Annotated in this window: 21 protein-coding genes; 19 read left to right on the forward strand and 2 right to left on the reverse strand. The window is 64.0% G+C overall.

All coding sequences use genetic code 11. The annotated features are described in order from the left end of the window. The first annotated feature begins 10 nt into the window (after nucleotides 1–10). From CLU94_RS17655 to CLU94_RS17665, 3 genes are read left to right on the forward strand one after another with little or no spacing between them, the layout of a single operon-like run. The gene (locus tag CLU94_RS17655; RefSeq protein WP_099666564.1) at nucleotides 11–598 is read left to right on the forward strand and encodes a DUF1697 domain-containing protein; all 588 of its coding nucleotides are present in this window, start codon (nucleotides 11–13) and stop codon (nucleotides 596–598) included. Beyond that, the gene (locus tag CLU94_RS17660; RefSeq protein WP_099666565.1) at nucleotides 598–999 is read left to right on the forward strand and encodes a DUF3224 domain-containing protein; all 402 of its coding nucleotides are present in this window, start codon (nucleotides 598–600) and stop codon (nucleotides 997–999) included. The genes CLU94_RS17655 and CLU94_RS17660 overlap by 1 nt, the downstream gene beginning before the upstream one ends. Further along, nucleotides 996–1,175, forward strand: coding sequence for a hypothetical protein (locus CLU94_RS17665; RefSeq protein WP_099666566.1), 180 nt, complete (start codon nucleotides 996–998; stop codon nucleotides 1,173–1,175). Before CLU94_RS17660 ends, CLU94_RS17665 begins: the two co-directional genes overlap by 4 nt. A gap of 96 nt (nucleotides 1,176–1,271) precedes the next feature. On the opposite strand, the gene CLU94_RS17670 is transcribed toward CLU94_RS17665, so the two are convergent. Beyond that, the gene (locus CLU94_RS17670; protein WP_143451460.1) at nucleotides 1,272–1,673 is read right to left on the reverse strand and encodes a hypothetical protein; all 402 of its coding nucleotides are present in this window, start codon (nucleotides 1,671–1,673) and stop codon (nucleotides 1,272–1,274) included. 332 nt (nucleotides 1,674–2,005) lie between these two features. On the opposite strand from CLU94_RS17670, the gene CLU94_RS17675 reads away from it, so the two are divergent. From CLU94_RS17675 to CLU94_RS17690, 4 genes are read left to right on the forward strand one after another with little or no spacing between them, the layout of a single operon-like run. Then, nucleotides 2,006–2,359: an ArsR/SmtB family transcription factor gene (locus CLU94_RS17675; RefSeq protein ID WP_035822023.1), complete on the forward strand. Its 354-nt coding sequence runs from the start codon at nucleotides 2,006–2,008 to the stop codon at nucleotides 2,357–2,359. Nucleotides 2,360–2,367: 8 nt separating this feature from the next. Beyond that, a complete protein-coding gene (locus tag CLU94_RS17680; RefSeq protein WP_099666568.1) occupies nucleotides 2,368–2,793 on the forward strand; it encodes a YeeE/YedE family protein in 426 nt (141 codons plus the stop codon). An 8-nt stretch (nucleotides 2,794–2,801) separates the two neighbouring features. Next, nucleotides 2,802–3,233 carry a YeeE/YedE family protein gene (locus CLU94_RS17685; RefSeq protein ID WP_099666569.1) on the forward strand — a complete coding sequence of 144 codons (432 nt, stop codon included), beginning with the start codon at nucleotides 2,802–2,804 and terminating at the stop codon, nucleotides 3,231–3,233. 45 nt (nucleotides 3,234–3,278) lie between these two features. Further along, nucleotides 3,279–4,136, forward strand: a complete 858-nt coding sequence (locus tag CLU94_RS17690) for a ChaN family lipoprotein (RefSeq protein ID WP_099666570.1) — start codon at nucleotides 3,279–3,281, stop codon at nucleotides 4,134–4,136. 17 nt (nucleotides 4,137–4,153) lie between these two features. Here CLU94_RS17690 and CLU94_RS17695 read toward each other — a convergent pair whose 3' ends face one another. Further along, on the reverse strand, nucleotides 4,154–4,981 hold the full coding sequence (locus tag CLU94_RS17695; protein ID WP_099666571.1) for an IclR family transcriptional regulator domain-containing protein: 828 nt from the start codon (nucleotides 4,979–4,981) through the stop codon (nucleotides 4,154–4,156). Between the two features lie 166 nt (nucleotides 4,982–5,147). On the opposite strand from CLU94_RS17695, the gene CLU94_RS17700 reads away from it, so the two are divergent. The 12 genes from CLU94_RS17700 to CLU94_RS17755 all read left to right on the forward strand — a co-directional run bounded on the left by CLU94_RS17700 (nucleotide 5,148) and on the right by CLU94_RS17755 (nucleotide 18,857). Beyond that, the gene (locus CLU94_RS17700) at nucleotides 5,148–5,846 is read left to right on the forward strand and encodes a 3-oxoacid CoA-transferase subunit A (protein ID WP_077408447.1); all 699 of its coding nucleotides are present in this window, start codon (nucleotides 5,148–5,150) and stop codon (nucleotides 5,844–5,846) included. A 10-nt stretch (nucleotides 5,847–5,856) separates the two neighbouring features. Further along, nucleotides 5,857–6,498: a 3-oxoacid CoA-transferase subunit B gene (locus CLU94_RS17705; protein ID WP_099666572.1), complete on the forward strand. Its 642-nt coding sequence runs from the start codon at nucleotides 5,857–5,859 to the stop codon at nucleotides 6,496–6,498. Between the two features lie 39 nt (nucleotides 6,499–6,537). Further along, complete coding sequence (gene pcaF, locus CLU94_RS17710; protein WP_099666573.1) at nucleotides 6,538–7,740, forward strand: 3-oxoadipyl-CoA thiolase; 1,203 nt, start codon at nucleotides 6,538–6,540, stop codon at nucleotides 7,738–7,740. 258 nt (nucleotides 7,741–7,998) lie between these two features. Further along, nucleotides 7,999–9,294: an MFS family transporter gene (locus tag CLU94_RS17715; RefSeq protein ID WP_099666574.1), complete on the forward strand. Its 1,296-nt coding sequence runs from the start codon at nucleotides 7,999–8,001 to the stop codon at nucleotides 9,292–9,294. Nucleotides 9,295–9,372: 78 nt separating this feature from the next. Then, a complete protein-coding gene (locus tag CLU94_RS17720; protein WP_099666575.1) occupies nucleotides 9,373–10,068 on the forward strand; it encodes a fumarylacetoacetate hydrolase family protein in 696 nt (231 codons plus the stop codon). Nucleotides 10,069–10,086: 18 nt separating this feature from the next. Further along, nucleotides 10,087–10,410: a thioredoxin family protein gene (locus CLU94_RS17725; protein ID WP_099666576.1), complete on the forward strand. Its 324-nt coding sequence runs from the start codon at nucleotides 10,087–10,089 to the stop codon at nucleotides 10,408–10,410. Between the two features lie 507 nt (nucleotides 10,411–10,917). Beyond that, the gene (locus tag CLU94_RS17730) at nucleotides 10,918–12,204 is read left to right on the forward strand and encodes an MFS transporter (protein WP_070290424.1); all 1,287 of its coding nucleotides are present in this window, start codon (nucleotides 10,918–10,920) and stop codon (nucleotides 12,202–12,204) included. Between the two features lie 245 nt (nucleotides 12,205–12,449). Continuing rightward, entirely contained in the window at nucleotides 12,450–13,469 is a 1,020-nt protein-coding gene (locus CLU94_RS17735) for an ABC transporter substrate-binding protein (RefSeq protein ID WP_099666577.1), read from the forward strand. Between the two features lie 83 nt (nucleotides 13,470–13,552). Then, nucleotides 13,553–15,727, forward strand: coding sequence for an ABC transporter permease (locus tag CLU94_RS17740; protein WP_099666578.1), 2,175 nt, complete (start codon nucleotides 13,553–13,555; stop codon nucleotides 15,725–15,727). After that, nucleotides 15,724–16,809, forward strand: coding sequence for an ABC transporter ATP-binding protein (locus CLU94_RS17745; protein WP_099666579.1), 1,086 nt, complete (start codon nucleotides 15,724–15,726; stop codon nucleotides 16,807–16,809). The genes CLU94_RS17740 and CLU94_RS17745 overlap by 4 nt, the downstream gene beginning before the upstream one ends. Beyond that, nucleotides 16,806–17,639: an inositol monophosphatase family protein gene (locus tag CLU94_RS17750; RefSeq protein ID WP_099666580.1), complete on the forward strand. Its 834-nt coding sequence runs from the start codon at nucleotides 16,806–16,808 to the stop codon at nucleotides 17,637–17,639. Before CLU94_RS17745 ends, CLU94_RS17750 begins: the two co-directional genes overlap by 4 nt. 111 nt (nucleotides 17,640–17,750) lie before the next feature. Then, a complete protein-coding gene (locus tag CLU94_RS17755; RefSeq protein ID WP_099666581.1) occupies nucleotides 17,751–18,857 on the forward strand; it encodes a porin in 1,107 nt (368 codons plus the stop codon). Nucleotides 18,858–18,860: the final 3 nt, after the last annotated feature.

Consider the following 18,860-nt stretch of genomic DNA (forward strand, 5'->3'; position numbering starts at 1 on the left):
GAGACAACACATGGCGCAGATGGAAAATAGTCAGCAAGTGGCGCTTTTGCGCGGGATCAATGTCGGCCGCGCCAAGCGCGTGGCCATGGCCGACCTGCGCAAGCTGCTGGGCGACCTGGGTTTTGCGCAGGTGCGTACCGTGCTCAACAGTGGCAACGTCGTGTATGACGGGGGCAAGGTCGCGCCGGCCGACGCCGCTGCCCGCATCGAGGAAGCGCTGGTGCTGAAACTGGGCGTGGCGGCCCGGGTGACGGTGCTGTCGGCCAGCCAGTTTGCCGAACTGATCGAACAAAACACCCTGGCGCCGGCGGCCGATGCGGCCCGTCTGCTGACCTTGGTGCTGAACAATCCGGCCGACATGCAGCGCCTGGCGCCCCTGGCGCAGCGGCCGTGGCAGCCGGAAGCGCTGGTCCTGGGGCGCTGGGCCGCGTATGCCTGGTGTCCCGATGGCGTGTTGGCCAGCAAGGTGGTGGCGGCGCTGGGCGTGCTGCTCGGCGATGGCGTCACCTCGCGCAACTGGGCCACCATGCAAAAATTGCATGTGCTGCTGAACGGGCCGGAGGCGGCCGCCACCTCTTCATTTTCCAAGGAGTACTGATGCCTTCCATTCACGGTACATTCGACGTCACCATCACCCCGGAAACCTTGTCGGACACGGCCGCGCAATCGGGGCTGGGACGCCTGTCGCTCGACAAACGCTACCACGGCGCCCTCGACGCCAGTGCGCGGGGCGAGATGCTCAGCGCGCGCGCCAGCGTGGCCGGCTCGGCAGGCTATGTGGCGCTGGAGCGGGTGGAAGGCACGCTGGACGGGCGTCACGGCAGTTTTTATTTGCAGCACAGCGGCACGATGACGCGCGGCGCGCCCGCCTTGTCGGTGACGGTGGTGCCCGATACGGGGACGGGGCAATTGCAAGGGTTGTCGGGCAGCCTGGCCATCCGCATCGAAGAGGGCAAGCATTATTATGCTTTCACGTATGAGATTGCTGACGTGCCATGAACTGGGAGATCGTCAAGGGCGTGCTGATATTGCTGGTCGCCGTCAGCGTCCTGGGCACGGCCTTCGTACTCATTTCCGCCTCGGGCACGGACAAGGCGGCCTGCATCGCGCGCGCCCTGAAGTCGGGCATTCCTGTGGGTAATATCGAACGGGTTTGCCGCTTGCTGGACAAGTGAGCATCAAGTGAGCATCAACCCAGGCACGGCAGGCAAAAAAATTCCGCGCAAGGCGGAATTTTTTTTAAGGCAGCGGCATCGGCTGCCGGAATAGGGTCAGCTATCGAATTTTTCCTGTTTTTCACCGTGCATGCTAAAGGCCAGCAAGCCCAGTCCCACCAGCAACATCGAGACCATGCTCGCTTCGGGCACGGGCGGCGGCACGTTCGTTTGCTGCGCGGCCGGGGCCGTGGCGGCTGCGGACGGAGGCAGTGCGCCCTGGCGCGCACCGGTGCTGCTCCAGCGCGGGGCCGCGTTGAGCATGGTGCCCTGCGCCAGCAGGCGCGCATACGGCAAGTCCGGTGTGTCCCAGCCGGGATTGTCGGCAGTGCTGGTGAAACCGAGACTGTCGTCGCTCACGACCTGGGCGTGTGTCGTGGGCGGAGGGCTGGCCGCCGCACTGCCGGCGCACGCCGACAGCGCCAGCATGGCCATGCCTAGCGGCTGAAGTAACTTCATCTTTGACTCCCTGGTTCACCGTGCGGTGCGGTCGAAAACCGGCCTGCGCCTGGACGGACAATGCGCCTGTACGGGGGCGTATCACGATTTTTCTGAAGAGCTCTTATTACAGCACAAATCGTGGCAATTTTGCTACGCTTATTTACTTTAAATTACGAATATTTATCATTTTGATAGCGTGATGGCTATCGCTGCCGCACACTTCGCATGAGCACGCTATCGCCGAAAAACACTGTTGTTTTTTTGTGCGAATCGCCAGCAGGAAAACAGTATATTGATTAGTATATTGTTTATCGCATGATGATCAATATGACCGCCTGTGGGAGGGCACGATGGAGACAGTCGCAACACAACACGCCGAATACAACCTCGACGCCATGCGTGGCTCGGCCTACAAGGCCAGCTCGCTGCTCAAGGCCATGGGCAATGCCGACCGATTGATGCTGCTGTGCCAGCTATCGCAGGGCGAGCATTGCGTCAGCGACCTCGAGCAAAAAGTGGGCATCGGCCAGCCGACCCTGTCGCAGCAACTGGGCGTGCTGCGCGAAGAGATGCTGGTGGCCACGCGGCGCGACGGCAAGCAGATCTATTACCGCGTCGCCAGCGCGCCCGTGCTGGCCGTGCTGCAAGTGCTGTACGCGCAATTTTGCGCGCCGCGCCCCACGTTCAACGACGAAGCGGACTGAGTATTTCCATGCACATCGACTGGCAGCATTTCACGCCGTGGGCCTCGCTGGCAGGCGGCATGCTGATCGGCCTGGCCGCGGCCCTGCTGATCCTGTTCAATGGCCGCATCGCCGGCATCAGCGGCATCGTGGGCGGCTTGCTGCGGCCGCGCCGTGGCGACCTGGGCTGGCGCATCGCCTTTCTTGCCGGCCTGGTCGGCACGCCCTTGCTGTATTCGCTGTGGCAAGCCTTGCCGCCCGTGCGGATCGATGCGGGCACGCCCGCCCTGATCGTGGCGGGCTTGCTGGTGGGCGTGGGCGTGCGCTATGGCGCCGGCTGCACCAGCGGCCACGGCGTGTGCGGCCTGTCACGTCTGTCACCGCGTTCGCTGGCGGCCACCATCGCCTTCATGGCGGCCGGTTTCCTCACCGTCTATCTGTTGCGCCATCTGTGAGCAAGCTTATGAGCAAGCTGATCCTTTCCCTGTTGAGCGGCCTCGTCTTTGGCCTGGGCCTGATCGTTTCCGGCATGGGCAACCCGGCCAAGGTGCTCGGTTTCCTCGACCTGGCCGGCGCCTGGGACCCGTCGCTGGCGCTGGTGATGGGCGGCGCCATCGGCGTGGCCCTGCCCGCCTTCTGGCTGGCGCGGCGGCGCAGCACGGCGCTGCTGGGCGAACCCATGCAATTGCCAGTATCGCGGCGCATCGACCGGCGCTTGCTGCTGGGCAGCCTGGCCTTTGGCGCGGGCTGGGGCATCGCCGGTTTCTGTCCCGGCCCCGCCCTCGTCTCCCTGCTGGCGGGCCAGCCGAAGGCGTGGCTGTTTGCCGGCGCCATGCTGGCCGGCATGCTTGTCTTTGAAGTGCTGGAGCGCCGCAAGCTGCCGGCGCCGGCCTGAGACGGTACAATCTGGCGCATCGCCACTTGAAGATACCCGCCTGACATGAAAACCGTGATTTTCCGCGCCGGCGCGCGCGCCGCCCTGTTGTGCAGCGTGCTGGCGCTGGCCGCCTGCGGCAGCTTGCTGAAGAAAGAGGCTCCGCCCGCTCCCTTGCCCGTGGCCGACACCTTGCCCAATCCGCAAGTGTTGCTGCTGGGCGAAGTCCATGACAATGCGCAAGGCCAGCGCCTGCGCGTCGAGGAATTGCGTCGCCGCCTGGCGACCGGCTGGCGTCCCGTGATTGTCATGGAACAGTTCGACCGCGAAAACCAGGCCTTGCTGACGCGCGCCGCGCGCGATTGCGCCGACCCCGACTGCATCATCCGCGTGATGGAACAGCCGCGCTGGGACTGGAGTTTGTACCGGCCCGTGCTGGACCTCGTCGTCAGCTATCAGCTGAGTCTGGTTGCCGGCAACCTGTCGCCCGCCGATGCCTCGCGCATCGTGCGCGACGGCATCCAGTGGGCCATGCCGCCCGCCATGGTGGCCACGTACCTGGCCGCGCCCGTGCCGGCCGATATCCTGGACGGGCAAGAGAAGGAAGTCCAGGCGGCCCGCTGCAATATGCTGCCCGACATGATGATCAAAGGTGTCGTCAACGCCCAGGTAGCGCGCGATATCTGGATGGCCAAGCTGATCCGCGACCAGGCGCCGCGCGACGTGGTGTTGATCGCCGGCAACGACCACGTGCGCAAGGATATCGGCGTGCCCCGCTGGCTGAAGCTGGCCGACCCGCAGCTGAACGTGCGCAGCATCGGCTACCTGGAGCAGGGCGGCAGCGGCTACAAGGGCACGTTTGACTTGACGCAAACGATGCCCGCGCAACCGCGCCCGGACCCGTGCGCCAAATTCAAGAAATAAGGTTCAAGCAATAAGCGCTACTGCTGCACCCGCACCAGGGCGCTGACCCGGCTTGCCGTGTCGAGCAGTTTCGGCAAGCTGTGTTCCAGCAGGTGCGCCACGGACGGTCCCGCCGTCTGGCCGCTGACGTTGATCGCCGCCACCACCTTGCCGGTCCGGTCGAACACGGGCGCGGCGAGGGCGATCAAGCCCTGTTCCAGCTCTTCCTGCACCAGGCACCAGCCCTGGCGCCGCACTTGCGCAATCTCTTCCATCAAGAGGTCGATATCGACCTTGGTCGCCGGCGTGATTTTCAGCAACGCCATCCTCGACAGCCGTTCGCGCAGCACTTCGGGTGCCAGGCCCGACAGTAAAACCCGTCCCATCGAGGTGCAGTAGGCAGGCAGGCGGCTGCCGATGCCCAGGTTGATCGACATGGTGCGGTGCGCGGACAGGCGCACCACATACACGATGTCGTCGCCGTCGAGCACGGTGGCCGAGCACGACTGGCGCAAGGTCTGCATCAATTCTTCCAGCAGCGGCTGCGCCTGCGTCCACACGGGCAGCGACGACAAATAGGCATAGCCGAGGTCGAGCACCTTCGGCGTCAGGCGGAACAGCCGTCCATCCGCTTCCACGTAGCCAAGATGCAACAAGGTGTGCAGGATGCGCCGCGCGCCCGCACGCGTCAGCTGCGCCCGCTCCGCCACTTCGCTCAGGGTCTGTTGCGGCGCGTCCGCGCCAAAGCTGCGCAGCACGGCCAGGCCCCGCGCGAACGATTGCACATAGCTGTCGCCAGGACGGGGCGCGCCGTCGGCATCGAGGGTTTCTTCGGCGGAAAGGGGCGTGCTGCTGCGTGCGGTCATGGCGATTCCAATTGGTCAAGGTGGCAATTATAGCCATGGCGCCGGCGAAAACGGCAAATTGACAAGCGCCCCGATCAGGCATATTCTCACGAATAAGTTCTAAATACGAATATTTGTTCGTTATGCGAACAAATGTCTGATGAGTTTGATTGGGAGGAGACAGGCAATGATCGACAAACTGCGTTCCAGCGTGCTTGATGCGCTGGCCGATATCCACGATGGCGCCACCGTCATGATTGGCGGCTTCGGCGGCGCGGGCCAGCCGGCCGAGCTGATCGACGGCTTGATCGCCCAGGGCGCGCGCGACCTCGTCATCGTCAACAACAATGCGGGCAATGGCGACACGGGCCTGGCCGCCCTGCTGAAAAACGGGCAAGTGCGCAAGATCATCTGCTCGTTCCCCCGGCAGGCCGATTCCCACGTGTTCGACGCGCTGTACCGCGCGGGCAAGCTGGAGCTGGAATTGGTGCCGCAGGGCAACCTGGCCGAGCGCATCCGCGCCGCCGGCGCCGGCATCGGCGGCTTTTTCACGCCCACGGGTTACGGTACGGACTTGGCCAAGGGCAAGGAAACGCGCGAGATCGACGGCCGCATGTATGTGTTCGAGTCGCCGATCCACGCCGACTTCGCGCTGATCAAGGCGGAGCAGGGCGACCGCTGGGGCAACCTGACTTACCGCAAGACAGCGCGCAACTTCGGCCCCATCATGGCCATGGCCGCGAAAGTCAGCATTGCTTCCGTGCATGAAGTTGCCGAGCTGGGCAGCATCGATCCCGAGCACGTCATCACGCCGGGCCTGTTCGTGCAGCGCCTGGTGCAAGTGCCGCGCACGGCCACCGGCCCCGCCGGCTTCAAAGCTGCCTGAGGAATATCAAGTGAATAAATGGAATCGAGATCAAATGGCGGCCCGCGTGGCGGCCGACATCCATGAAGGCAATGTCGTCAACCTGGGCATCGGCTTGCCGACCCTGGTGGCGAACCACTTGCCGGCCGGCGCGGACATCATCCTGCACAGCGAAAACGGCGTGATCGGCATGGGCCCCGCGCCCGCGCCGGGCGAGGAAGACTACGACCTGATCAATGCGGGCAAGCAACCCGTCACCCTCCTGGCCGGCGGCAGTTACTTCCACCATGCCGACAGCTTCGCCATGATGCGCGGCGGCCACCTGGACATCTGCGTGCTGGGCGCGTTTCAAGTCTCCGCCACGGGCGACCTGGCCAACTGGCACACGGGTGCCCCCGACGCCATTCCCGCCGTGGGCGGGGCCATGGACCTGGCCATCGGCGCGAAAAAAACCTGGGTCATGATGGAATTGCTGACCAAGACGGGTGAAAGCAAGCTGGTGCAGGCATGCACGTATCCGCTGACGGGCATCGCCTGCGTCAGCCGCATCTACAGCGACCTGGCCGTGCTCGACCTGTCGCCCGCCGGCGCCACGGTCGTCGAACTGGTGGACGGCTTGAGTTTCGAGCAGTTGCAAGCGTTGACGGCCGTGCCGCTGACGGACGGACGTTAATTCACCGCCCATTCAATACACTTTCTTGGAGGAAAGAACATGACCCATGCTTACATTTGCGACGCCCAGCGCACGCCGTTTGGCCGCTATGGCGGAGGACTCGCCGGCGTGCGCGCCGACGACCTGGGCGCCGTGCCCATCCGTGCCTTGCTGGCGCGCAATCCCAACGTGGACTGGAACGCCGTCACGGACGTGCTGTACGGCTGCGCCAACCAGGCGGGCGAGGACAACCGCAACGTGGCGCGCATGGCGGCCCTGTTGGCGGGACTGCCCGACAGCGTGCCGGGCGCCACCCTGAACCGGTTGTGCGGCTCGGGCCTGGACGCCATCGGCAGCGCCGCCCGCTTCATCAAGAGCGGCGAAGCGGGCTTGCTGATCGCCGGCGGCGTGGAAAGCATGAGCCGCGCGCCGTTTGTCATGGGCAAGGCGGACAGCGCGTTTTCGCGCGGCATGAAAATGGAAGACACGACCATCGGCTGGCGCTTCATCAATCCCTTGATGAAGGCGCAGTACGGCGTCGATTCGATGCCGGAAACGGCGGAAAACGTGGCGTCGGACTTCGGCATCAGCCGTCTTGATCAGGATGCGTTTGCCCTGGCCAGCCAGGTGAAAGCGCTGGCGGCGCAGCAGGCGGGCGTGTTCGACAGTGAAATCTGCCCCGTCAGCATCGCCCAGAAGAAGGGCGCCCCTGTCATCGTTGCCCGCGACGAGCATCCGCGCGCCACCACCCTGGAAACCTTGATGAAACTCAAGCCCGTCGTGCGCGCGGATGGCACGATCACGGCCGGCAACGCGTCCGGCGTCAACGATGGCGCCGCGGCCCTGCTGCTGGCTGATGAAGCCAACGCGGCCCGCTTTGGCCTGACGCCGCGCGCCCGCGTCGTGGCCATGGCGACGGCCGGCGTGGCGCCCCGCATCATGGGCATCGGCCCCGCGCCCGCCACCCTGAAAGTGCTGGCCATGACGGGCTTGACCCTGGCCGACTTCGACGTCATAGAACTCAACGAAGCGTTTGCCGCCCAGGGCCTGGCCGTGCTGCGCCAGCTGGGTTTACCCGACGACGACCCGCGCGTGAACCCGAATGGCGGCGCCATCGCCCTGGGCCACCCGCTGGGCGCGTCGGGCGCGCGCCTGGCCATGACGGCCGTCAACCAGCTGCACCGCACGGGCGGGCGCTATGCCTTGTGCACCATGTGCATCGGCGTGGGCCAGGGCATCGCGCTGGTGCTGGAACGGGTCTGACCTCCAGCGCGTCCGGGCAGGCACCATGCACTGTGCACTGTGCACTGACACAAGATGCGGCATCGGCATCGGCCAGGGCATCGCGCTGGTGTTGGAACGGGTCTGATTCCGCCCGCCTGCAGGTGAAAAAAGTTGCCGGCGATACGTATTAACGCGTATGCCGGCCGGCTTTTTGACCCTGATCAAGGGCGTATGATGCAAAACCAGCCAGGGCAACCCGGCTGGCGTTGGCTTTTTCACACGAACAAGAAGACTGATATGACATCCCACGATACTCCGCATGACGTTGCGCAGCTGACATCCCAGCAGCGCATCAAGGCCATCATTGGCGCTTCCTCCGGTAACCTGGTCGAATGGTTCGACTTCTACATTTACTCGTTCTGCGCGCTGTACTTCTCGCACGCCTTCTTCCCTTCTGGTAACCCGACGACGCAGCTGCTGCAGACGGCCGGCATCTTTGCCGCCGGCTTCCTCATGCGTCCCGTGGGCGGCTGGCTGTTCGGCCGCATCGCCGACAAATACGGCCGCCGCCAGTCGATGATGATTTCCGTGCTGATGATGTGCGGCGGCTCGCTGATGATCGCCGTGCTGCCCACGTATGAAACCATCGGCGCCTTTGCGCCGTTCCTGCTGCTGGTGGCGCGCCTGTTCCAGGGCTTGTCCGTGGGCGGCGAATACGGTACCAGCGCCACCTATATGAGCGAAGTGTCGGAATCGGGCAAGCGCGGTTTCTTCGCCTCGTTCCAGTACGTGACCCTGATCGGCGGCCAGTTGCTGGCCTTGCTGGTGCTGGTGGTCTTGCAGCAATTGCTGACCCTGGAAGAATTGCGTGCCTGGGGCTGGCGCATCCCGTTCGTCTTCGGTGCCCTGGCGGCCCTCGTGTCGCTGAACCTGCGTAAATCCCTGACGGAAACGACCACCGCCAGCGAGCGCAAGGACAAGGACGCTGGCAGCCTGCGCGGCTTGCTCAAGCACAAGCGCGCCTTCATCACCGTGCTCGGCTTTACGGCCGGCGGCTCGCTCGTGTTCTACACGTTCACCACCTACATGCAGAAATACCTGGTCAACACGGCCGGCATGGATACCAAGACGGCCAGCGCCGTCATGACGTGCGCCTTGCTGGTCTACATGATTTTGCAGCCCGTGTTCGGTGCCTTGTCGGACCGCATCGGCCGCCGCACCTCGATGCTGTTCTTCGGCGGCCTGGCCACCCTGTGCGTGTTGCCGATCATGCATGCCTTGAAAGACATCACCAGCCCGTACGCGGCGTTTGGCCTGATCATCATCGCGCTGGCCATCATCAGCTTCTATACGTCGATCAGCGGCTTGATCAAGGCGGAAATGTTCCCCGTCGAAGTGCGCGCGCTGGGCGTGGGCCTGTCGTATGCGGTCGCCAACGCCATGTTCGGCGGTTCGGCCGAATACGTGGCGTTGCAGTTCAAGGCTTGGCACGTGGAAGAGTATTTCTATTGGTACGTGACCATCATGTGCCTGATTTCCTTCATCGTCGCCATCCGCATGCCGGATCCGAGCCGCTCGGGACTGCTGAAGTAAGCTTGCCGTAAAATAAGGGGACACTGCGGTGTCCCCTTTTTCATCACCGCCTTTTTATCGTGCCGATCAGGAGTTTCCATGTCGTATGTCATTGCCGCAGCCATCCAGCCCAGCGTTCCCGTCAGCGGCAGCGTTGATACTTTCCCCGTCCACCGCATCTATTGCGTGGGCCGCAACTATGTCGACCATGCCAAGGAAATGGGCCATACGGGCCGCGAGGCGCCGTTTTTCTTCATGAAGCCTGCCGACGCCGTGCTGCCCGTGCCTGCCGGCACGACGGGCGAGTTGCCGTACCCGGCGCAGACGCAGGATTTCCAGCACGAGATGGAACTGGTGGTGGCTATCGGCAAGGGCGGCAGCGATATCGGCGTGGCCGATGCGCTGAGCCACGTGTGGGGTTATGCGATCGGCCTGGACATGACGCGCCGCGACGTGCAGGGTGCGGCGAAAAAGCAGGGCCGTCCGTGGGAAACGGGCAAGGCGTTCGAGCACTCGGCGCCCATCGGTTCCATCACGCCGGCCGCGCAGGCGGGCGACGTCAGCCATGCCGCCATCACCCTGCACGTGAATGGCGAGCTGCGGCAAAGCAGCAGCATCGACATGCTGATCTGGAATGTGGCGGAAACCATCGCCGACCTGTCGACCTACTTTACCTTGCAGCCAGGCGACCTGATCTACACGGGAACGCCGGCCGGCGTGGCGGCCGTGCAGCGCGGCGACGAGCTGGTGGGGGCCATCGATGGCCTGGAGACCTTGCGCGTGAAAGTGGTCTAAGTTGTCAAGGAGACTGGCATGATGAATGACACGTATGCTGTGGCGCAACCCACGCGCGCCGGGATCGACGCCCTGGCAGGGCCGGCCCTGCTGGAATTCGGCACGGGCTGGTGCGGCCACTGCCGCGCCACTCAGGCGCCGCTGGCCGCCGCCTTTGCGCAGCACCCCGAGGTGCCGCACCTGCGCGTGGAAGACGGCCCCGGCCGCGCCCTGGGACGCTCGTTCCGGGTGAAACTGTGGCCGACCTTGATTTTCCTCAAGGATGGCCAGGAAGTGGCGCGCCTCGTGCGCCCGCTCGACAGCGCGGAGATCGCCAAGGCGTTCGCCCTGATCGACGCGTAGGCGGTTTCCATCATTTCTTGCCGCACCGCACCACTGCGCGTATCATAAGCCGCTTACAGCAAGATCAACCGCATCCTTCGTGATGCAGGCGCGATCATCGCCGGCCCGCTCCACCCGGAGGGGCCGCAGGCAAGGATTCACCACAAATGACCGATGCCGCGATGCCGACGCGCGGGTCTGGTACGGAATGCCTGGCGATACGCCGGGCCTGATGCACGTCGCCCATCCCCTGACGCCTTTCCTGCCGTGCCCCGGGTAACCGGATGGCGCACGACCGTTGTTTCTCTAAATCAGCACTGATCACGGCGCGTTAGCGCGCGTTGCCGGCAGTTCGCTACGGCAACTAAAACCGTTGTTTTTTGTTTGCAAATTTAATAGCAAATGCGCAGCAAATGCATGCACGCAAGGCTATGATATGCGAACGACACGGAGACAACGTGCTGTGCTGCTGCCTGAAAAAACATCCAGAGAATGGCCTTTAGACACCCTCCCCAAGGAGCGCAGTAAATGAGCACCCCCCCCAAGAAAAATTCCCCCGGCACGGTGCTGTTCGCCAGCCTGATCGGCACCACCATCGAGTTCTTTGACTTTTATATCTACGCCACCGCCGCCGTGCTGGTGTTCCCGAAACTGTTCTTCCCCGCCGGCGACCCGTCGGCCGCCGTGCTGCAGTCGCTGGCCACGTTCGCCATCGCCTTCTTCGCCCGTCCCATCGGTTCGGCCGTGTTCGGCCACTTCGGCGACCGCATCGGCCGCAAGGCCACCCTCGTGGCCGCCTTGCTGACCATGGGTATTTCCACCGTCATCATCGGCTTGCTGCCGACGTATGCCGCCATCGGCACCCTGGCGCCGCTGCTGCTGGCGCTGTGCCGTTTCGGCCAGGGCCTGGGCCTGGGCGGCGAGTGGGGCGGCGCGGTGCTGCTGGCCACGGAAAACGCGCCACCGGGCAAGCGCGCCTGGTACGGCATGTTCCCGCAGCTGGGCGCGCCGATCGGCTTCTTCCTGTCGGGCGGCATCTTCCTGCTGCTGAGCGAAACCATGACCGATGAGCAATTCTTCAGCTACGGCTGGCGCATCCCGTTCCTCGCCAGCGCGCTGCTGGTCATCGTCGGCCTGTACGTGCGTCTGAAGATCACGGAAACGCCGGACTTCCAGAAAGTCATCGACAAGAACGAGGTCGTCAAACTGCCGGTAGCCACCGTGTTCCGCCAGCATGGCCGCATGTTGTTCCTGGGCACCATCATCGCCCTGGCCACCTTCGTGCTGTTCTACCTGATGACTGTGTTCGCGCTGAGCTGGGGTACGACCAAGCTGGGCTTCACGCGCAAGGAATTCCTCGTCGTGCAGCTGTTTGCCGTGCTGTTCTTCGCCCTCACGATTCCATTCTCGGCCGTGCTGGCCGACCGCCGCGGCCGCCGCGCCACCCTGATCTGGGTCTCCGTCGCCATCGCCATCTTCGGCCTGGTGCTCGCGCCCATGTTCGGTTCGGGCGTGACGTGGGAAGTGACGGTCTTCATGGCCGTCGGCCTGGGCCTGATGGGCATGACCTACGGACCGCTGGGCACGATGTTGTCCGAGCTGTTCCCGCCCGAAGTGCGCTACACGGGCGCGTCGCTGACGTTCAACCTGGCCGGCATCCTGGGCGCCTCGCTGGCGCCGTACATCGCCACCTGGCTGGCCACGAACTATGGCTTGCAATACGTGGGCTATTACCTGTCGCTGGCAGCCGTGCTGACCCTGGGCGCGCTGCTGATGGTGGGCAAGCCACGCGCGGGCAAGGAAGCCTGGCAGTAACACCCCTCTGACCCCACCGGTCCCGAAAGCCGCCAGCTGCAACGCTGGCGGCTTTTTTTGTCGGTAAAACACCACGCCGCCCGCCTGCCGAGATTCTTGTTGACAGTCAAAATCGGCTGGTGGTAAGGTGTGCACACGTGTGCAATGCAGTGCAAGTCTTGAAAAAGCACATCCCGGGACAGTGACACCGCAAGATAGCGGTGCGGTCTGAAGTACCACAACGACAACAAACTTGGAGTGAGACGATGAAGATGCGCAATGTTGCGATTGCTATAAGCCTGGCCCTGCCGATGACGGCCATGGCCGCCGAGGAACGCCTGTCCGTGCTGTGTTCAGCCGACATGGAGTGGTGCCAGCTGATGAAGAACCGCTTCGAGGCGGAAAGCAAGATCAAGGTATCGATGATCAGGAAGAGCGCCGGCGAGGCCTATGCGAAGATCCGCGCCGAAGCGTCCAACCCGAAATCGGACATCTGGTGGGGCGGCACGGGCGACCCGCACCTGCAAGCGGCCGCCGAAGGCTATACGGAAGAATACAAGTCGCCCACCCTGCCCAAGCTGCAGCCGTGGGCGCTCAAGCAGGCCGAGACGGCCAAGTACCGCACCGTCGGCATCTACATCGGCATCCTGGGCCTGGCCTACAACGAAAACGTGCTGAAGAAGAAAAACCTGCCGCCGCCCCAATGCTGGAAAGACCTCGTCAAGCCCGCCTACAAGGGCGAGATCGAGATGGCCAACCCGAACTCCTCGGGCGCCGCCTACAATGCGCTGGCCACCGTGGTGCAGCTGTTCGGCGAAGAGGAAGCCTTCGATTTCCTGGCGAAAATGGGCCAGAACGTCAGCAAGTATCCGAACGCGGGCGTGGCGCCCGGCGAGGACGTGGGCCGTGGCGAAGCGGGCGTGGCCATCGGTTTCATGCATGACCTGATGAAGCTCACCGTGGCCGGCTTTCCCGTGAAAGTCTTGCCGCCCTGCGAAGGCACGGGTTACGAGATCGGCTCCATGAGCATCGTCAAGGGCGCGAAAAACATGGAGCAGGCAAAGAAATTCTATGAATTCGCCCTGCGTCCGGACGTGCAGAGCGAAGCCGTGAAAGCGCTGGCGTTCCAGATCCCGTCCAACGTGGCCGCCACCATTCCCGCCGCCTCGCCCCGCCTGGAAAACATCAAGACCATCAACTACGACTTCGCCAAGTATGGCGCCTCGGACACGCGCAAGCGTTTGCTGCAACGCTGGACGACACAGATTTATTCGGCCGGCAATTAAGGCGTAAAGACTGTCATCGTACCGAACCTGCCGCATGCCGCAATGGCCATGCCGGCGGGTCTACTTAGCTGGATAGAGACCTCATGAAAAAGATATTTTACGGCTGGCTGCTGGCCGCCCTGGCAGCGTTGTGCCTGTTGCCCTGGCAGCAACAGGAAGCGGGATTGTTTGCCGGCGAATGGTTGCGCGACGGCCAGTTCTTCAGTGACCGTGGCGCACCGGCCGTGCTGCACCTGCTGTCGTTCGGCGCCTGGCCACTGGGCGTGTTCTTCGCCCTGATCGCCGCCAGCGCCGCCCTGGTAGCCGGCAATCCTCACCGCAAGACCCTGGGCCTGGGCCAGATCGCCATCGGCGGCGCCGGCATGCTGTGGCTGGCATGGCTGGGCTGGGGGCCACTGGCCGCCAGCACGGGCCTGGGCTTCGGCGCGCTGCTGCTGGCGCTGTGCCTGCTGTTCCTCCTCACCTCGGGCGCGGCCGCCTGCGGCGTGTGCCGCGGCGACGCCTTCGTGGCCGGCGCCATCGGCCTCATCATTTGCCTGATCTCCCTGTTCGTGCTGTTCCCCGTCGCGCTGATCCTCGTCAGCGCCGGCCAGCCCATGGACGATGGCGGCACGGGCGCCGCCGCTCTGGCGCGCCGCCTGGCGGACCCCGGCATCTGGAGCCTCAATTGCGTGTCCGGTCCCGGCCGCTGCGGCGTGGCCTGGAATACCCTGGCGCTGGCGCTGCTGACGGGCGTGTCGGCCACCTTCCTCGGTCTCGTGTTCGCCCTCTTGGTGACGCGCACCAATGGCCGCTGGGTGCGCCCGATGCGCGCCATTACGATACTCCCCATCGTCACGCCGCCTTTCGTGCTGGGCCTGGCCCTGATCCTGCTGTTCGGCCGCAACGGCGCCATCACTGGCCTCGTCGGCGACCTGTTCGGTATCGAGCAGAGCCGTTGGCTGTACGGCATGACGGGCGTGTGGCTGTCGCAGATGCTGGCCTTTGCGCCGATTGCCTTCATGACATTAATTGGTGTGGTGGAGGGCGTCAGCCCTTCGCTGGAAGAAGCGTCGGGCACCCTGGGCGCCAGCAGCTGGCAAACCTTCGTCAAGGTGTCGCTGCCCTTGATGCGTCCCGGCATCGCCAATGCCTTTTTGCTGTGCTTTATCGAAAGCATGGCCGACTTCGGCAACCCGATGGTGCTGGGTGGCAACTTCCACGTGCTGTCGACGGAAATCTTCTTTTCCGTGGTGGGCGCCTCGAACGACCAGGGTCGCGCCGCCACCCTGGCCATCGTGCTGCTGACCTTTGCCGTGGGCGCCTTCTTCATCCAGAACTTGTGGCTGGGCAAGAAATCGTATGTGACGGTGACGGGCAAGGCCGACCATGGCGGCCACGCCTCGCTCAACCCGCGCCTGAAAACCATGCTGTGGACCATCGCCCTGCCATGGTTCGCCTTCACGGCCCTGATCTACGGCACGGTGGTGGCGGGCGGCTTCGTGAATAACTGGGGCCAGGACAATGCCTTCACCTTGCGCCACTACATCGACGCTTTCGGCATCACGGCGGGCGCTTCCGGCTGGCACTGGACGGGCCAGGCCTGGCCGTCGCTGTTCACCACCTTGACGATTTCGGCCATCGCCGCGCCCTTGACGGCCTTTGTCGGCATCCTCTCGGCCTGGCTGTTGGTGCGCCAGCAATTCGCCCTGAAAAGCGCGTTCGAGTTCGGCACCATGCTCAGCTTTGCCATTCCCGGCACCGTCATCGGCATCAGCTACATCCTGGCGTTCAACTCGGCGCCCATCGAGTTGACGGGCACGGCGACGATTTTGATCCTGTGCTTTGTCTTCCGCAACATGCCGATGGGCTTGCGTACGGGCATCGCCGCCATGCGCCAGCTCGACGGCAGCCTGGACGAGGCCTCGATCACCCTGGGCGCCAGCAGCTGGACCACCATGCGCAAGGTCATCCTGCCGCTGTTGCGCCCGGCCATCGCCTCGGCCCTCGTGTATGGCTTCGTGCGTTCGATCACGTCGATCTCGGCCGTCGTCTTCCTCGTCAGCGCCGATTACGACATGGCCACGTCCTACATCATCGGCCTGGTGTCGAACGGCAACTACGGCACGGCGATTGCCTACGCCACGGTCTTGATCGTCGTCATCCTGCTGTGCATCCAATTGATCCATTTGCTGGTCGGCAAGCGCCGCCTTCGCCGCGTCAGCGCCGAAAAAACGCTGTCGGCCGCCGTTCCCAACCTGGAAAAGAGCTACGCATGAACCACTTTACTACCCAAGCAACAGAGCTTGCCGCGCTGGAATTCGATGGCGTCACCAAGCGCTACGGCAAGGCGCTGGCCGTGAACGATGTGTCGTTCACCATCGCGCCGCGCACCATGGTCACCCTGCTGGGCCCCAGCGGCTGCGGCAAGACCTCGACCCTGCGCCTGATCGCCGGCCTGGAACGCGTCAGCGCCGGGCGCATCTTGCTGGCTGGCGAGGATGTCACCTTGACCTCGGCCGCCGAGCGCGACGTCAGCATGGTGTTCCAGTCCTACGCCCTGTTTCCGCACATGACGGTGCTCGACAACGTGTGCTACGGCCTCATCGTGTCTGGTGAAACCAAGCCGCGCGCCGTGGAACGGGCGCAGGAAAGCCTGCGCCTGGTGGGGCTGGCCGACTTCGCCGCGCGCTTCCCCAACGAACTGTCGGGCGGCCAGCAGCAGCGCGTGGCCGTGGCCCGCTCACTGGTGCTGCAGCCCAAGGTGCTGCTGCTGGACGAACCGCTGTCGAACCTCGACACGAAACTGCGCCGCCGCGTGCGCGACGAGATCCGCGACATCCAGGTCAAGCTGGGCTTGACTGCCGTGTATGTCACGCATGACCAGGAAGAGGCGCTGGCCATTTCCGACCAGATCATCGTGATGAACCGGCAAGTGATCGCGCAAAAGGGCACGCCGCACGAGCTGTTCGAATCGCCGGCCGACAAATTCGTCGCCGACTTCATCTGTAACGCGAACATCGTCGATGGCGTGATCGAAGCGGTGGCCGACGGCAAGGCCACCTGCGTCATGGGCAAGTTGCGGCTGCGTCTGCCATGCCGCAGCCAGCGCAGCGGCGAAGCGAGTTTCGCCGTGCGTCCGGAAGCGATCCTGCTGTCGCCCGCGCAGCCCGACAGCGCCATGGTGGTGCGCGTGGCACGCGCCACCTACCTGGGACGCGAAATGCAATACACGCTCGACACGCCGGTCGGCGAACTGTTTGCCGTCTCGCACGACTTGAGCCAGGTTTTCACGCAAGGCACATCGGTCGCCATGACCGTACACGAACATGGCGCAGCCATCATTGGAGGACAAGCATGACAGATATGACACAGGCAGCGGTACTGGCCGACGCGGCCACCCTGGAGCGCTATGCCTACGCCCGGCACATCATCCGCCAGGCGGGCGAGATTGCGCTGGGCATGTTTCACCGCCGCACGGAACTGGTGATCGAGGAAAAGGGCTTGCAGGACATGGTCAGTATCGCCGATCGCATGGTGGAAGACTATGTGCGTGCGCAAATCGCCGCGCGTTTTCCTGACGACGCCGTGGTGGGCGAGGAGCGGGGCGGCGGGGCGTCGGACGCGCGCTGCGTGTGGGTCATCGATCCCATCGACGGCACGGCCTGCTTCGTCAACGGCATGCTGGCCTGGTGCGTGTCGATTGGCGTGCTGGTCGACGGCAAGCCGGCCATCGGCGCCGTGTACGACCCGAATGCGGACGAGCTGTTCCACGCCTGCCAGGGGCAGGGCGCCTACGTGGCGGCGAAGGCCGGCGAAACGCGGCTGCGCGTCAACGACGTGGCCAGCCTGCAGGGCGGCGTGCTGGGCGTGGGCTTTTCGCACCGCGTGGGCACCGATACTTTTTTACCGTTCCTGCTCGACGTGCTGGAAGAGGGCGGCATGTTCATCCGCAACGGTTCCGGCGCGCTGATGATCGCCTATGTGGCGGCCGGGCGCCTGATCGGCTATTTCGAGCCGCACATCAATTCATGGGATTGCCTGGCCGGCATCGTGCTCGTCAACGAGGCGGGCGGGCGCTGCAATGATTTCCTGGCCGATAACGGCCTGGAAAAGGGCAATCCCATCCTGGTGGGCGGCCCCCGCCTGTATCCGCAACTGGCAGCGCTGGCCTTGCCGCGCTGTGCCTGAGCACATCTTATTGAAAGGGAGGACAGGCGTCCGGCGAGGGACGCGCGGAGTGGCAACACACTGTTGAGCATCATGAGTAATCCACCACCATAAAAACAAGCAGGAGACAAAATGAAAAACGGGATGAAAAACGAGATGAACACCATGCAGTTGAACAAGATCGCCGCCGTATTCTTGCTGGCCGTGCCAGGCTGCGTGCTGGCCGAATCGAGCGTCGTCGTGTACGGCCGCATCCATGCGGGCTTCGACCGTATCGAAACGTCAAGCTCGGCCACGGCGCCGAATGGCGAATCCATTTCTCGCGTATCGGACAATTCCTCGAAGATCGGCTTCAGGGGAAGGGAAGACTTGGGTAATGGGAACACGGCCTTCTTCCAGATCGAGGGCAATGCCAAGCTGGACGATGGAACGGGCGCCATCAATAGCAAGGATACCTTTGTCGGGCTGGAAAACCCTGCCTATGGCCGTATCGCGCTGGGCCGCTTCGCCACGCCGATTCGCCAGATCAACGGCTACACCAACCGTTTCGTGGGCGAAGGCATCCAGGATGACGCCAACATCTCCCAGCTGGGCGGAGAAGGCTTCAACCGCCGCAGTTCGAACGCCGTCAGCTACCGCACGCCCGTGCTGCAAGGCTTCAGCGCCACGATTTACCGCGCCAGCGAAAACGAGGCATCGAACGGCGACCGCATCTATTCGGGCATCGTGCAATACGTGAACGGCCCCATCAAGGGCGCCGTCGGCTATGAAAAGCACAAGGACTTGCGTCCCGGCTTCAGCGAAAAGATGTTCCGCGCCGTGGGCAATTACAACTTCGGCGGCGGCGACGTGGGCGTGGCCTGGAACCGCATGGTGTATGACGTGGCCGGCGGCGACTTGCAGCGCGACTACTTCACCATCACGGGCGCCTACAAGGCGGGCGGCGGTTCCTTCATCGGCAGGTTCGGCGTGGCAGGCGACGTGTCCGGCAGCGCGCCCAACGGCAGCAGCGTGACCATCAAGGCGACCACCCTGGTGCGCGGCGACGACAGCGGCGCCAAGCAGGCCACCCTGGGCTACGAGTATTACCTGTCCAAGCGCAGCACCGTCTACGCCTACTATACGCAAACGAATAACGACAGGAACGCCAACTACACGTTTGGCGGCAATGCCTTCGCCGCCACCAAGAAGGGTGCCAAGCTCAGCGGTGTGATGCTGGGCGTCATCCACCTGTTTTAACCT

This window comes from Janthinobacterium sp. 13, assembly GCF_002749695.1.
GTDB classification, from domain to species: Bacteria; Pseudomonadota; Gammaproteobacteria; order Burkholderiales; family Burkholderiaceae_D; genus Janthinobacterium; species Janthinobacterium kumbetense.